13 protein-coding genes are annotated in these 13,388 nt (G+C 60.4%); 9 read left to right on the top strand and 4 right to left on the bottom strand.

What is annotated here, in order from left to right; genetic code table 11:
- Positions 1–10: 10 nt before the first annotated feature.
- Genes HQL98_04195 through HQL98_04185 form a run of 3 tightly spaced genes read left to right on the top strand, consistent with a single transcriptional unit; the run spans position 11 to position 3,698 of the window.
- A complete protein-coding gene (locus HQL98_04195; GenBank protein ID MBF0271268.1) occupies positions 11–913 on the top strand; it encodes a DUF3473 domain-containing protein in 903 nt (300 codons plus the stop codon).
- A gap of 23 nt (positions 914–936) precedes the next feature.
- The gene (locus HQL98_04190) at positions 937–1,962 is read left to right on the top strand and encodes a FemAB family PEP-CTERM system-associated protein (protein MBF0271267.1); all 1,026 of its coding nucleotides are present in this window, start codon (positions 937–939) and stop codon (positions 1,960–1,962) included.
- Positions 1,962–3,698, top strand: a complete 1,737-nt coding sequence (locus HQL98_04185) for a hypothetical protein (GenBank protein ID MBF0271266.1) — start codon at positions 1,962–1,964, stop codon at positions 3,696–3,698. Before HQL98_04190 ends, HQL98_04185 begins: the two co-directional genes overlap by 1 nt.
- A gap of 317 nt (positions 3,699–4,015) precedes the next feature.
- On the opposite strand, the gene HQL98_04180 is transcribed toward HQL98_04185, so the two are convergent.
- The 3 genes from HQL98_04180 to thiS all read right to left on the bottom strand — a co-directional run bounded on the left by HQL98_04180 (position 4,016) and on the right by thiS (position 6,118).
- Complete coding sequence (locus tag HQL98_04180; protein MBF0271265.1) at positions 4,016–4,294, bottom strand: hypothetical protein; 279 nt, start codon at positions 4,292–4,294, stop codon at positions 4,016–4,018.
- A gap of 280 nt (positions 4,295–4,574) precedes the next feature.
- A complete protein-coding gene (locus tag HQL98_04175; GenBank protein ID MBF0271264.1) occupies positions 4,575–5,132 on the bottom strand; it encodes a hypothetical protein in 558 nt (185 codons plus the stop codon).
- Between the two features lie 2 nt (positions 5,133–5,134).
- Positions 5,135–6,118: a sulfur carrier protein ThiS gene (gene thiS / locus HQL98_04170; protein MBF0271263.1), complete on the bottom strand. Its 984-nt coding sequence runs from the start codon at positions 6,116–6,118 to the stop codon at positions 5,135–5,137.
- 187 nt (positions 6,119–6,305) lie between these two features.
- On the opposite strand from thiS, the gene HQL98_04165 reads away from it, so the two are divergent.
- The 6 genes from HQL98_04165 to HQL98_04140 all read left to right on the top strand — a co-directional run bounded on the left by HQL98_04165 (position 6,306) and on the right by HQL98_04140 (position 10,297).
- Positions 6,306–6,863: a hypothetical protein gene (locus HQL98_04165; GenBank protein MBF0271262.1), complete on the top strand. Its 558-nt coding sequence runs from the start codon at positions 6,306–6,308 to the stop codon at positions 6,861–6,863.
- Positions 6,860–7,330: a type II 3-dehydroquinate dehydratase gene (gene aroQ, locus HQL98_04160; GenBank protein MBF0271261.1), complete on the top strand. Its 471-nt coding sequence runs from the start codon at positions 6,860–6,862 to the stop codon at positions 7,328–7,330. The genes HQL98_04165 and aroQ overlap by 4 nt, the downstream gene beginning before the upstream one ends.
- A gap of 17 nt (positions 7,331–7,347) precedes the next feature.
- Complete coding sequence (gene accB / locus HQL98_04155) at positions 7,348–7,830, top strand: acetyl-CoA carboxylase biotin carboxyl carrier protein (protein MBF0271260.1); 483 nt, start codon at positions 7,348–7,350, stop codon at positions 7,828–7,830.
- A 7-nt stretch (positions 7,831–7,837) separates the two neighbouring features.
- Positions 7,838–9,181: an acetyl-CoA carboxylase biotin carboxylase subunit gene (gene accC, locus HQL98_04150; protein MBF0271259.1), complete on the top strand. Its 1,344-nt coding sequence runs from the start codon at positions 7,838–7,840 to the stop codon at positions 9,179–9,181.
- A 38-nt stretch (positions 9,182–9,219) separates the two neighbouring features.
- Positions 9,220–9,747, top strand: coding sequence for a hypoxanthine phosphoribosyltransferase (locus HQL98_04145; protein MBF0271258.1), 528 nt, complete (start codon positions 9,220–9,222; stop codon positions 9,745–9,747).
- Positions 9,748–9,826: 79 nt separating this feature from the next.
- Positions 9,827–10,297, top strand: coding sequence for a sel1 repeat family protein (locus HQL98_04140; GenBank protein ID MBF0271257.1), 471 nt, complete (start codon positions 9,827–9,829; stop codon positions 10,295–10,297).
- 8 nt (positions 10,298–10,305) lie between these two features.
- Here HQL98_04140 and HQL98_04135 read toward each other — a convergent pair whose 3' ends face one another.
- A complete protein-coding gene (locus HQL98_04135; GenBank protein ID MBF0271256.1) occupies positions 10,306–13,383 on the bottom strand; it encodes an efflux RND transporter permease subunit in 3,078 nt (1,025 codons plus the stop codon).
- Positions 13,384–13,388 lie beyond the last annotated feature (5 nt).

Here is a 13,388-nt window from a genome sequence, read left to right as displayed (position 1 = left end):
CGGGGCGATGATGGGGAGCGCGCCGGATACCGGCAGTGTTCCGACCCGCCATGGGGGGCGCCTCAATGCCTTGACCGTGGATGTGGAAGAGTATTTTCAGGTGGCGGCTTTCGAGCCTTACGTGGCCCGTCACCAGTGGGAGAGTCTGCCCTCCCGTCTGGAGGGCAACACCCGACGCATTCTGGATCTTTTGGCCCGTCATGAGGCCCATGCCACTTTTTTCGTGCTGGGTTGGGTGGCGCGGCGTCATCCTTCCCTGGTACGCGACATCGTGGCCGCCGGACACGAGCTGGCCAGTCACGGCATGGAACATGTGCGGGTGACCCGACAGGATCCGGCCACCTTTCTGGCGGATGCCCGGGAGTCCCGGTTGATTCTGGAGCAGATCGGGGGTGTGGCGGTGCGGGGATATCGGGCCTCGACTTATTCCATTGGCCAGGACAACACCTGGGCCTTCGCGACGCTGCACGCAGCCGGTTATGTGTACAGTTCCAGCGTCTACCCGATTCGACATGATCTTTATGGCTGGCCCGAGGCTCCCCGGGATCCGTTCTGGCCCAGCGGTGTGGTCGGAACCGGGGTGGTGGAGATTCCGGTGGCGACCCTTTTGTTGGGTAAACGGCGTTATCCCTGTGGCGGTGGGGGATTTTTTCGGTTGTATCCCTATTTTTTCTCCCGTTGGGCTTGGCATCGTCTCAATGAGGGAGAAGGTCGTTCCGGGGTGTTTTATTTTCACCCCTGGGAGCTGGATCCGGATCAACCCCGGATGCCGGGTCTTGGGTGGAAGTCCCGGTTGCGCCATTATCTGAATTTGCGCCGGATGGAGGGGCGGATGACGGCCCTGTTGGGGGATTTTCGCTGGGAGCGGATGGATCGGGTCTATGCCGGGGTGATCGAAGGGGAACGGACGTGAGTGCCGCAAGCCTTGCCGTCCCCCTGGAGGTGCGTTCCCTGGAAGCCGGAGAAGAGGGGGCCTGGGACCGTTTTGTGGCGGAGTGCCCGGAGGCGACCTTTTTTCATCGGGCGGGTTGGAAGGCGGTGGCGGAGGAGGTGTTCGGCCATCGTACCCATTATCTGCTGGCCCGAGCGGGGGGAGAGATCCGGGGGGTATTGCCGCTGGTGCGGGTCAAGAGCCGATTGTTTGGCCATTCTCTGGTTTCGACGCCGTTTTGTGTCTATGGGGGGGTGGCGGCCCTGGACGAGGCGGCCCGTCTGGCCCTGGAGGCCCATGCGGAAGCGTTGGCCGTGGCGTTGCAGGTGGATTGGCTGGAGTGTCGCAACGCCGCCCCCCGGCGACCGGAATGGCAGGGCAAGGATTTGTATTACACCTTTCGCAAGCCCATGGTGGCGGATCCCGAGGTCAATTTGTTGGCCATTCCCCGCAAGCAGCGGGCGGAGGTGCGGCGCGGGATGCAACACGGTCTGCTGGGAGTGGCGGATGACGACATCGGCGGGCTGTGTTTCGACATCTATTCCGAAAGCGTGCGCAATCTCGGCACTCCGGTTTTTCCCCGCGCTTTGTTCGTGCAATTGAAAAAACAGTTCGGCCCGGATTGTCAGGGGTGGCGCATCGAACAGCAGGGCAAAACCGTGGCGGCGGTGGTGAGTTTTTATTTTCGCGATCAGGTGTTGCCTTATTATGGTGGGGGGCTTCCCGTGGCCCGTTCCACCGGGGCCATGGCCTTCATGTATTGGGATCTGATGACCCATGCCGGTGCCCGTGGCGCACGACTGTTCGACTTTGGACGCAGCAAGCTGGGATCCGGCTCGTTTGATTTCAAGAAATATTACGGTTTCACCCCGGAGCCGCTGCCTTATCGCTATCGGCTGGTACGGGCCACCCATCTGCCGGAAATCAATCCCCTGAATCCGAAATACCGTTATTTCATAAAGCTTTGGAAACGTCTTCCCCTGCCCGTGGCCGAGAGGATCGGGCCATGGCTTTCCAGGAATCTGGGGTAATGGCCATTTTTGTGTTGCTGCGGGAGCAAGAGGGCGGATTCGATCCAACTCCCTGGCTGCGGCGACTGGCCGCCGAAGGGCTGCGCTGCGCGGCGGATATACGGGAAGAGGGATGGCGTTTGTGTCTGGTGGGATCGTTTCACGGAGCGGAAGTGCCTTTGGTCCGCAGTGCCGGCGGGGATCTGGCGGCGGTTGCCGGCTGGTTCGCCTTTGACGGTCTGGGCGGGGCCGCGGGATTGCGGCGGGTACTGGAAACGTTTGATGGTGCTCAACTGGATGCACGCCGTTGCCGGGGACACTTCACCCTGGTAATGCGCAAGGCGGGACGGTGGTATCTGGCCCGGGACGGGTTGGATTGCGGCAAGATCTATCACGATGGCGGGGAGCGTTGTTTTTCCAATTCGTTTCAGGCCTTGCTGGCGGCGGTGCGTCATCCGGAGCCGGATATCCAGGGGTGTTACGAATACGCCTTCAACGGTGCGACCTTCGGGGAAAAAACCTTCATTCGTCAGATCCGCATGGCTCCGGCGGAAAGCCTGACATGCCTCGACGGGCCAACGGTGACCCATCTTCCCGTGACCGGGGTTTTTCCCTGGACTCTTTCGGACTGCATGCCGTCCGCGTGTGAAGAGGCGGCGTTATACCATCTGGAACGGTTGCGGGGGTTGTTTCGGTTTTATGCGGGATTTTTTCAGGAGCGGTTGCGCACCGCCATTTCCGGGGGATACGACTCCCGGTTGATACTGGCGCTACTGCTGGAGGCGGGGGTACAGCCTGAGTTGTTTGTGTTTGGTCCGGAACAGGGGGATCCGGATGTGACAGTGGCCCGACAGGTCGCGGCGGCGGCGGGTTTGCCGTTGGAGGTGATCGATAAAAGCCGTCGACCCGGTATCGCCTTCGAAGGGTTTCGGGAACAGGTGGCCCGCAACGCGGTGGCGTTCGACGGCTGGAAGCCGGGGGGATTGTTCGACAACGGGGTGGATCTGGCGGATCGGCTGGCCCGCAGCCAGGGCCGGGTGTTGCTGAACGGTTCGGCGGGGGAGATTTACCGCAATTTCTATTATCTGCCGGACCGTCCCATGGCCTTGCGGGAGGTGGTGCGGAGTTTTTATTCCCGTTTGGATCCGGGAACGGTCACCGGTGCGTTTTCCTCCCGCCGTTATGGGGATGCCATGACCGGGGCCATGGGTCGCGCCCTGGGTGCCCCGTCCGGGGAGGAGCCGATTGACCGGGGATGGACCGAACGTTCCTACCCCTTGTTCCGGGGACGGTTCTGGTCTTCCCGGGATTTGAATCTCAATTTGCGTTTTGGTCCGGCGTTGTATCCGTTTTTAGAGGCCGAGGTGGTGCGGGATACTTGGCGGGTGCCGTTGGCTTGCAAGCATCTGGGGCGACTGGAGGCGCGCATGATCCAATTGGCGGCTCCCGAACTGGCGGCTTGTCCCAGTGTGTATGGCCACACCTTGGCGCAAGAGCCTTCCTGGCGTTATCGATTGAGTACCCGGTTGACCCTGCTGCGTCCGATTGTTTTGCGGGAGTACAGTTACGCCATTCAACAGCAGAAGCGTGGTCGGGGAGCCTGGCCGGTCTTTTTGACACCAGACTGGTTGACACAGGTGTTGGATCCTACGTTTCCCATCATGGGCGGGTTGTTCCGGATGGAACGGATTCGGGATCCGGAGGTGTACAACCGGGTGGCCACCATGGAGTATTTGCTGCAAAACGGCGGAGCTTGAACCCAAAGCACGGGAAACGGCACTCCAGCCAGGGGTGAGAGTGGCCCAGGGTTGAGGCGTTTGTGGAGATGCGAGGGAAAATTCACCCCGGAACCGGGGTGTTTTTTTTAAGAGCTTCCGTCATGGTTTGCCGCCGTTAGAAAACGGTGACAAACCATGACGGAGTGCCGTGTCTTGTTTGTGAGTGTGTTCGTTGTATGCGAGCCTTGCGGCTGACAACGACGAATGTGGTTCACAAGGCCATACAAGATGGCCTGGGTATCCGTCAACGGCATTGGATTCGCCCGGCAGACCCGCAAGGGAATGCCGGAGGGCGATTACTTCTTGTTCAGGCTCTTGCGGAAGGTCTTCTTGACCCGCTCGGCTTCTTGACGGGCGGCTTCGGCTTCCTGACGGGCGGCTTCGGCGTCACGCTCGGCTTTCATGCGGGCGGCATCGGCGCGCTCGGCTTCGAGGCGGGCATTGCGGGCGGCTTCGGCGGCTTGGATCTCCTGAGCGGTCTGTTCCGGAGTCGCGGATTGGGTGGCGCAGCCGGGCAGGGTGCTGCCGAGAACTCCAGCGAGCAACAGAACGGGGAAGATTTTGTAACCCTTCATGATTAAGTCTCCTTTGCTGACTGATTTAAAGCGATAATAAGTGTTTTGAACCACATTTTGGCCATCATACCGTAAAAATAGGGAAAAGTCTCATGAAAAATTCTTTTTTCCCGGTTTTTTTTGAACGATATTCCGGCACTCTTTTTGCTTGAAATGCAAAAACGATACAAAAACAGCAACTTGTCTTGCCGGTTAAACCGTATGGTCTTGCGGTTTCTCCGGGTGGCGACGGGTTGACGTTAAGGTTGAGTAAAGCAGATTCCGTGCCATTTAATGAGGCTTAACGGCGCCAGAATTTCAACAGTCCGCGACGGCTCACCGAGCGGTTCATGGTGGAGGAGATCGACTGGGTTGCCGATGGATCCGGGGCTTTTCCCAAAGCGGCCTCCAGGGCGGAGCGGGCGGTGTCGTATCCCTGGGTGTGATGCATCAGGGTTTCGACGAAATAGTGACCGGTCTCCGGCTCCCAGGCGATCACCACCGGAACCAGTTTGCCGCCTTCGAGTTCCAGCAGCACCCCCTGACCGGCTGCGACCCGACCGGTGTCATCGGTCTCCAGACCCATGGCGTGACGGATCGGGGGTTCGCTGCCCTGGTGGGAGGAGTGCCAGTGGATCCGTTCCACGGCCCACGGGGTGACCATCAAGGCCCGGATTTCGCCGCTGTAGTCGTCGTTGAGTTCCATCTCCACGGTGATGGCCAGATTCCGGTTGAGTTCCGGAGACTCTTCCGGAAGGTCGCGCAGAATGCGGGTGGCGCTGACTTTCAGGGCCACCGGATCGGGCCAGCGGCAATCCCATACCGGGGGAGTCGCCTGGGTGTCGTGGGGATGATCCATGTCTAAAAAAAGAGACCATCCAGGGGGCTGGACGCCGAGGCGTAGAGTTTGCGGGGAATGCGTCCCGCCTGATAGGAGGCACGTCCTGCCTCCACCGCCTTTTTCATGGCCGTGGCCATGAGAATCGGATCCTTGGCTCCGGCGATGGCGGTGTTCATCAGCACGCCATCGCATCCCAGTTCCATGGCGTAGGCCGCGTCCGAGGCGCATCCCACCCCCGCGTCTACCAGCACCGGCACTTTGGCCTCTTCGATGATGATCTTGATGGTATAAGGATTGCGCACCCCCAGCCCGGAGCCGATGGGGGCGGCCAGCGGCATCACCGCCACGCAGCCCATCTCCTCGAACCGTTTACATAAATACGGATCATCCGTGGTGTAGACCATCACCTCGAACCCTTCGGCGATCAATTTTTCGGCGGCGAGCAGGGTTTCCGGATTGTTGGGCCACAGGTATTTGGGATCGGAGAGCACCTCCAGTTTCACCAGATTCCAGCCCCCCGCCTCCCGGGCCAGCCGCAAGGTGCGCACCGCCTCGTCGGCGGTGAAACAGCCCGCGGTGTTGGGCAGATACAGATAACGCTTCGGATCCAGATAATCCGTCAGCATCGGCGCCTTGGGATCGCTGACATTCACCCGGCGCACCGCCACCGTCACGATCTCCGCTCCGGACGCGGCCACGGCCTGGGCCGTCTCCTCGAAATCCTTGTATTTCCCGGTACCCACCAGCAGGCGGCTTTTGAAGGGCCGTCCCGCGATCACCAAAGGATCGTCTTGCGCCGGTTCCATGCCGCCGCCGATGAAATGGACAATCTCCACCCGATCCGCCTCCGCCAGTTGGGTGGTGGCATACCGTTCCCGGGGCACCACTTCCAGATTGCGTTCCACGGCCACACGTTTGGCATCGAAGCGCAACTGTTCCAACAGCGCGGAAACAGTGAGGGAATCGGTCAGGTCGGTGGTTTCGCCATTGAGTTGGATGCGCATCTCATTTTCCTCCGGGTCATCGTTCACGATGGCGCATGACGCGACAATCGTTTACAATCCGTTGCCGTCGCAGGTTGAATTTCGATAAACTCGCGACGGGATGGTTTCAAGGCGATTGGTTTTCGCTTGAAAGGGCACATTGTCGGTGTTGTCCGTTTGGTGCGCAAGGACTCTTTTCGGGGGGGGCATGGTCGAGGATCACGAATCTTTGGAGTTCAAGCTCTCCGCCCTGTTGCGACTGGTACGGGACAAACGGCTTGTCGAGGCTGCGGAGTTGCTGGATTCCCTCATCGTGGCCGCTCCCGAGGTCGCGGCCCGCTGGCTGGTACTCGGACGTCTGATGGGGCTGGATCCGGATCGCTGGGACCGACAGGTGCAAGCCGCTTTGGGACAGCTCGGGGCCGCTCCACTGGCGGCCTATCGTCGCGCCAACCGGGTGCTGGATCAAAGCCACGCGGATGCCGAGGCGATTCGGCGTTTGGAGGCTTGGTCCGGGCGCTGGTCGCAAGCGACACCCGCCGCGGCATCCGACGAGCCGGCCTGGGTCCGGGTGCTGGAGTCCTGGCTGCAACGGCTGCGGGAGCGTCGTGCCGACTGGCGGCTGGAGGCCCCCGAGCGTCGCGTGGCCCGACTGGAGGCGTTGGCCACCCGGCTGGAACAGGTTCCCAGACGGGATGAACGGGTGGAACGGATGATCGGTCGTCTGAAAGGATTGCAAGAGGCCTGGGGAGGATCACCACAATGAGCGGGACTTCTGTGCAACCGTGGCGTATCTTGGTGATCAACGGCCCCAACCTGAATCTTCTGGGAAAACGGGAAACCGGCATCTACGGCGCCCTGACCCTGGCCGACATCGAGTCCGCCTGTCGCCTCAAGGCCAAATCATTGGGAGTCACAATCGATTTTTATCAGTCCAACTATGAGGGAGGATTGGTGGAGCGGATTCAGGCCGCCCTGGGGGCGGTGGATGGCATCCTCATCAATCCCGCGGCTTATACCCACACCTCGGTCGCCATTCGTGACGCGTTGCTCGCCGTGAATATCCCGGTGATGGAGGTCCATCTGAGCAACATTCATCGGCGTGAGCCTTTTCGGCACCACTCGTACATCAGCGACATCGCCGAAGGGGTGATTGCGGGATTGGGTGCGGATGGTTATCTTTATGCCCTGGACGCCGTGGTGCGTCGCCTCGCCGCCAGGGTCGGGCCTTGAAACAAAGGAAGTTCAATATGGCTTTTGATCTGAGAGAAATTCGTCAATTCATTCGGTTTTTGTCCGATACGGACGTGGCCGAGGTGGAAATCAAGGAGGATGGGCGCACCTTGCGCATCACCCGCGCCCAGCCTGCCCCGCCGGTGGCGGCTCCCGCTCCGTTCGTGGCCCGTCCGGCCCAGTACGCGGTTCCGGCGGTGGCCTTGCCGCCTCCGGCGTCGTTTGTCCCGTCCTCTTCCGCCGGAGAGACCCGGGAAACCACCGTCGCCATCACCGCACCCATGGTAGGCACCTTCTACAAGGCCGCCTCCCCCGAGTCCGCGCCCTTCGTGAAGCTCGGAGACATGGTGAAAAAAGGACAGGTGGTGTGCATCATCGAAGCCATGAAACTCATGAACGAAATCGAATCGGAAGTGAGTGGCCGGGTGGTGAGCATCATCAAGGAAAATGCCACCCCGGTGGAATACGGGGAAGAGATGTTTTTGGTTGAGCCGAGCTGATATGCCCATGTTCAATAAAATCCTGATCGCCAACCGTGGCGAGATCGCCTTGCGGGTTCATCGCGCCTGCAAGGAACTGGGTATCCAGACCGTGGCGGTCCACTCTTCGGCGGATGCCGAGGCCATGCACGTCAAGCTGGCGGATGAATCGGTCTGCATCGGTCCTCCGGCTTCCATGGATTCCTATCTCAACATGGCGGCGATCATGGCCGCCGCCGAGATCACCGATACCCAGGCGATCCATCCGGGATACGGTTTCCTCTCCGAAAACGCCGCGTTCGCCGAAATCATCCAGGCTTCCGGCCTGACCTTCATCGGTCCGGAACCGGAGGTGATCCGTCTGCTTGGAGACAAGGTGCGGGCCCGTCAGGCCATGATCGAGGCGGGTGTGCCGGTGGTGCAGGGTTCCTCCTCGGCGGTGCCCAATGAAGAGATGGCCCTGAAAATCGCCCGGGAGATCGGTTTCCCGGTGATCATCAAGGCTTCCGGTGGCGGTGGCGGTCGGGGCATGAAGGTGGTCCACACCGACGCCGCCCTGATCAACAGCTACACGGTCGCCCGCAACGAGGCCCAGCAGTTTTTCAAGAACGATGAGGTCTATATCGAAAAATTCTTGAGAAATCCCCGTCATGTGGAAATTCAGATCCTGGCGGACAAGCATGGTCACGCCATTCATCTGGGGGAGCGGGACTGCTCCTTGCAGCGGCGGCATCAAAAGATTCTGGAAGAGTCTCCCTCCCCCATGGTCACCCCCGAAGAGCGCAATCATCTCGGACTCCTGGCCACCCGGGCGGCGCTGGCCGTGGGCTATACCGGTGCCGGAACCTTCGAGTTTTTGCAATCCGAAGGCAAGTTTCACTTCATTGAGGTCAATACCCGCATTCAGGTGGAACACCCGGTGACTGAAATGGTCACGGGACTGGATCTGGTCAAAGAACAGATCCGGGTCGCCGCCGGACTGCCCCTGGCCATCACCCAGGAGCAGGTGCGTTTTACCGGTCACGCCATAGAGTGCCGCATCAATGCCGAGGATCCGGAACGGTTCATCCCGTCTCCGGGCCTGATCACCGAGTATCATCCGCCGGGAGGCGGTGGGGTGCGGGTCGATTCCGGGGCATACGCGGGATACCGGATTCCCCCCTATTACGACTCCCTCATCAGCAAATTGATCGTGCATGGGGCGGATCGTACCGAAGCCGTGGCCCGCATGCGGCGCGCCTTGGACGAATATGTGATCGGCGGCGTCAAGACCACCTTGCCGTTGCATCAGCGCATTTTGCGGGATGGGGCGTTTGTGCGGGGTCGCTATGACTTGAATTTCCTGAGTCGTTTCCTCAAACGGGACGGTTGATGGTCCGGGAGGGTAGCAGAATGGAGCCATTGGAACACATGACGCTGATGTTGGATGCCGGGCGCATTCGCGAAGCTGTGGTCGAGATGGCGCGGCGGATCGATCGGGAAGTGATCGATCCCTCTCCCCCTGGAGAAGAGCCGGTTTTGGTGGTGGTGCTCAAGGGGGCGTTCGTGTTCGGAAGCGATCTGTTGCGGGCCTTGTCCAGGCCGATTCCCGTGGTGTTCGTGCATGCCCGTTCCCAGGACTCCCGGGTGGTGATGACCGTGGAAGATCAGCAGTTCATCCGCAATCGCCATGTGATCCTGGTGGATATCCTCATGGACAGCGGTGGCAGCCTGAAGCGTCTGCACCGCTGGTTGATGGGGGAGTGTCGTCCCGCCTCCATTCGCGTGGCGGCCTTGTTGCACAAGACCGTCAACGATCCCGATCCGTTGCCGTTGGATTTTTTGGGCTATGAAGTGCCGGATGTGCGTCTGGTCGGGTATGGCATGGACGAGAATCAGCGCTATCGGGGGTTGCCGGAGGTGTATACCTGGTGGACCCCCAGTCAATCCCTGGCGTGATTCAGGGATGAGCAGGTGAGCCTTTGGTGATCCTGTTGTCCTGTGTTTCGTTCGTTCGCGCCTCGAACAGGAGGATCCCATGCAGCGTGTTTTGTGCTTTGTCTGGATCATCGGTTTTTCCGTATTGGTTCCGATGGGCAACATGGGGCATTGCGCGGGTCGGATGGATACGGTGTTCGTCCGGGTGGCGGCCACCTTCGGGGATGCGGATGCCCAGTACAATCTGGGCTTGATGTACGAAACCGGTGACGGGGTGCAAAAAGATATCAAGAAGGCCTGGGATTGGTTCCACAGGGCCGCCGAGCAGGGACTCCCGGAAGCCCAGAACAAACTGGGCATCATGTACGAACACAAGGTGATCGGCGGTTTGAGAAACAAGAAGGACAAGGCTTACGCCTATGCCTATTACCATCTCGCCGCCATGAAAGGCAACAAGGACGCCGCAGAGAATCGGGACATCCTGGGACGCAGTATGAGTTCCCAGGAGCTTGAAGATGGTCAAAGCATGATCATGCAGTTTTCCGAGTCTTTTTCCGGCAAGTCCAAATAGGGGAGCGTTTAGACTCCCCGGATTTTCTTTCCCCCCATGAAAACCAGATAAAGCAGCGGAATCAAGAACAGCGTCAGCACCGTGGAAAAGGCCAGTCCCCAGACGATGGCCGTGGCCACAGGTCCCCAGAGCAGTGATTTGCCCCCCAGTCCCATGGCCAGTGACGACAGACCGGCGATGGTGGTAATCGAGGTGATCAGAATCGGCACCACCCGGCGACGGGCGGCGTAGATCATGGCGTGGAGCGGTTTCATGCCCTCTTGTCGCCGGTCGTTGGCGGCGGCGATCAGCACGATGGCGGAGTTGACCGCGATTCCCGACAGGGCCACCACCCCGTACAGGGTGTACAGACTCAAGGGATGGCCGGTGATCAACAATCCGCACACCACCCCGACAAAGGCCATGATCACCGTGGTCAGGATCAGCAAAGGTTGGAAGTAACTGTTGAACTGGGTGCCCAGAATCAAATACAACAGACCGAAACCGAACAAAAACAGCATCAGGATGGCATCCACCGCTTCGTAGATGTCGTCGAGCATGCCGGAGAAATCCAGATCCACTCCTGGAAAGCGGGATTGGATTTTGGCCCACTCTTTTTTCAGGTGTTCGTTGGCGGTGACCACGTTCATGCGGGCCCGGTCCAGTTCCGCCTCCACGGTGATGGAGCGTCGGAAGTTGTAGTGGTTGATGGTATCCACCCCTTGTCGGGTTTCATGATGGGTCAGGGTACCCAGGGTGGTGGAGCCGCCTCCGGGCAGGGCCACCGGGAGATTCAGAATTTCTTCCACCCCGTGGGGATGGACCGGTCGGGCCAGCACCCGGACTTTGACCTGTTCGCCTTGATGCTGGAAGGTGGCGGCGATTTCGCCGTCGGCCAGCAGACGGGTGAGACGGGGGATCATGTTGGCGTCCAGGCCGGCGCGACGCACCGCGTCGGAATCGGGACGCAACACCAGTTCCCGACTGCCCATGGTGAAATTGTCGCTGATGTCGCTGATTTCGGGCATGGCGCCGAGAATGGTCTTGATCGCCCCGGTGGCGGTGCGCAAGATTTCCAGGTCATCCCCCCGCACCTTGACGCTGATGGGTTTGGTCACCGGCGGTCCGCCGGAAATGGGCAGAAAGGTGATCTGATCCGGTCCCGGGGTGGCCAGTACCGAGGCGCGCATGCCGGCGATGATCTCTTGTACCGAACGGCGTTTTTGACTGTCGGGAATCAGGCTGATCAGGATCTGACCGAAGCGATCCCCGAAGAGTGGGGCGGTATCGGTCATCATCTGGCCGGCGTAGGGGACCACGGCCCGGACCTCTTCGGATTTCAATCCGCTCCAGACCCGTTTTTCCGCCTCCAGGGTGGTGGCCATGGTGTGGTCCAGGGAGGAGCCGGCGGGCATCTTGATGTTGACGTAAAAGAGCGGCATGGGATCCATGGCGAAAAAGTCCACCTTCAACTGGCCCGAGGCCACCACCCCGATGGCCATGGCCACCCCCAGCAGGGAAAGCCCCATGGACAGACGGGGGCGGCGCAACACCGGAATCAAGAGGCGGATATAGCGGATGCGGATCCGGTGCATCCAGCGCGCACGCCACTGTTCCATGGGGGTGGGGGGACGATCCCGATCCCAGCGCATGGCCGCCACGTGGGCCGGCAGCATCCAGAAGGCTTCCACCAGACTGATGACCAGGGTCAAGGAGACCACCATGGGAATCACCCGCATGAACTTGCCGAGAATGCCCGGCAACAGCATCAGCGGCAGAAAGGCCGCCATGGTGGTCAACGACGAAGAGGCCACCGGAATGGCCACTTCCCGCAAGCCGTCGATGGCGGCATCCATGGCTTTGCGCCCCTGGGCCAGCCGGCAGGAGATGGCTTCCACCACCACCACCGCGTCATCCACCAGCATGCCCAGGGCGATGACCACCCCCAGCAGCGCCATGACATTCAACGTGTGGCCAAAGGCGTGCAGCAGAATAAAGGTGCCCGCCAGGGCGAAAGGTACCCCCAGACTCACCAGAATCGAGATGCGCAGCCCCAGAAACAGCCACGTGGTCAGAAAAACCATCACCAGTCCGAACAGGGCGTTGCTCTCCATGATCGACAGGGCGTTTTGCACCATGGAGGTTTGATCGTCCGCCAGCAGGGTCTGCACCCCGGTTTGTTCTTTGAGCGCCTGACGTTGTTCCAGATAGTGGCGGATCCGGCTGGTCAGTTCCAGGGAGTTGACGCCGGGCCGTTTGGTCACGGTCAGTAGCACCGCCGGTTTGCCCTTGTAGCGTACCGCCCGATCGGCTTTTTTCCGATCCCGCACCACTTCCGCCACCTGATTGAGTTGCAATTCTCCTTCGCGGCCCACGATGGGCCAGGTGGACAGTTCCGCCGGGTCCGGGGTGGTGCCCTGATAGCGCAACAGCCGGTTGCCTTCTCCCATGGCCACGGATCCACCCGACAGATCGCGAAACCGGGAACTGACGGTATTGGCCACCCGGGTGGGATCCACTCCCAGCACCGCCAGTTGCAACGGATCGAAACGGACCTGGATTTCCGGATCCTTCAGCCCCAAAGCCAGCACCGAATCCACTCCCTGGATCCCCTCCAGATCTTTTTGGACCCGTCGGGCCTGTTGGCGCAACGTTTCGTCGTCCGCCTCCCCGGTGACCACCGCCATCACCGTGGGCCAGCCGTTGGCGGTGGTGATCTCCAGAATCACCGGATCCTCGGCTTCTCCGGGGAGTTCCCGTTGTTTGGCGCTGACCTCCCGGCGCAAGTCGGCGATGCGTTTGTCGAAGGTGCGATCATCCATCTCGTTGAAGCGTACCAGCATGCTGGAGGTGGCGTCGCTGCTGCTGGACATGACAAACCGGATGTCCGGAATGTTTTGCAAGGCCTCTTCCAACGGATCGGTGACCAGTTTTTCCACGTCCTCGGCGGCGGCGCCGGGCAGGAGGGTGACAATGCTGATCCAGTTGAAGTTCATGTCCGGATCCTGTTGTCTGGGCAACAGGCCGTAGGCCAGGAAGCCAAGCAGCAAAACCAGACTGAAGGCCAGATTGGCCAACACATGATTGCCCAGAAACGCACGGAGCATCGACG

This window comes from Magnetococcales bacterium, from assembly GCA_015231755.1.
In the GTDB taxonomy this organism is placed as follows: Bacteria; Pseudomonadota; Magnetococcia; order Magnetococcales; family Magnetaquicoccaceae; genus Magnetaquiglobus.
This window is presented reverse-complemented; position numbering and strand designations above follow the sequence as displayed.

Bases quoted from the DNA above. Each gene is read 5' to 3' on its own strand.
- HQL98_04175 (MBF0271264.1), bottom strand. From the start codon at position 5,132: ATGGATCATCCCCACGACACCCAGGCGACTCCCCCGGTATGGGATTGC.
- thiS (MBF0271263.1), bottom strand. From the start codon at position 6,118: ATGCGCATCCAACTCAATGGCGAAACCACCGACCTGACCGATTCCCTC.
- HQL98_04185 (MBF0271266.1), top strand. From the start codon at position 1,962: ATGGCCATTTTTGTGTTGCTGCGGGAGCAAGAGGGCGGATTCGATCCA.
- HQL98_04165 (MBF0271262.1), top strand. From the start codon at position 6,306: ATGGTCGAGGATCACGAATCTTTGGAGTTCAAGCTCTCCGCCCTGTTG.
- HQL98_04145 (MBF0271258.1), top strand. From the start codon at position 9,220: ATGACGCTGATGTTGGATGCCGGGCGCATTCGCGAAGCTGTGGTCGAG.
- accC (MBF0271259.1), top strand. From the start codon at position 7,838: ATGTTCAATAAAATCCTGATCGCCAACCGTGGCGAGATCGCCTTGCGG.
- HQL98_04180 (MBF0271265.1), bottom strand. From the start codon at position 4,294: ATGAAGGGTTACAAAATCTTCCCCGTTCTGTTGCTCGCTGGAGTTCTC.
- HQL98_04140 (MBF0271257.1), top strand. From the start codon at position 9,827: ATGCAGCGTGTTTTGTGCTTTGTCTGGATCATCGGTTTTTCCGTATTG.
- HQL98_04135 (MBF0271256.1), bottom strand. From the start codon at position 13,383: ATGCTCCGTGCGTTTCTGGGCAATCATGTGTTGGCCAATCTGGCCTTC.
- accB (MBF0271260.1), top strand. From the start codon at position 7,348: ATGGCTTTTGATCTGAGAGAAATTCGTCAATTCATTCGGTTTTTGTCC.
- HQL98_04195 (MBF0271268.1), top strand. From the start codon at position 11: ATGGGGAGCGCGCCGGATACCGGCAGTGTTCCGACCCGCCATGGGGGG.
- aroQ (MBF0271261.1), top strand. From the start codon at position 6,860: ATGAGCGGGACTTCTGTGCAACCGTGGCGTATCTTGGTGATCAACGGC.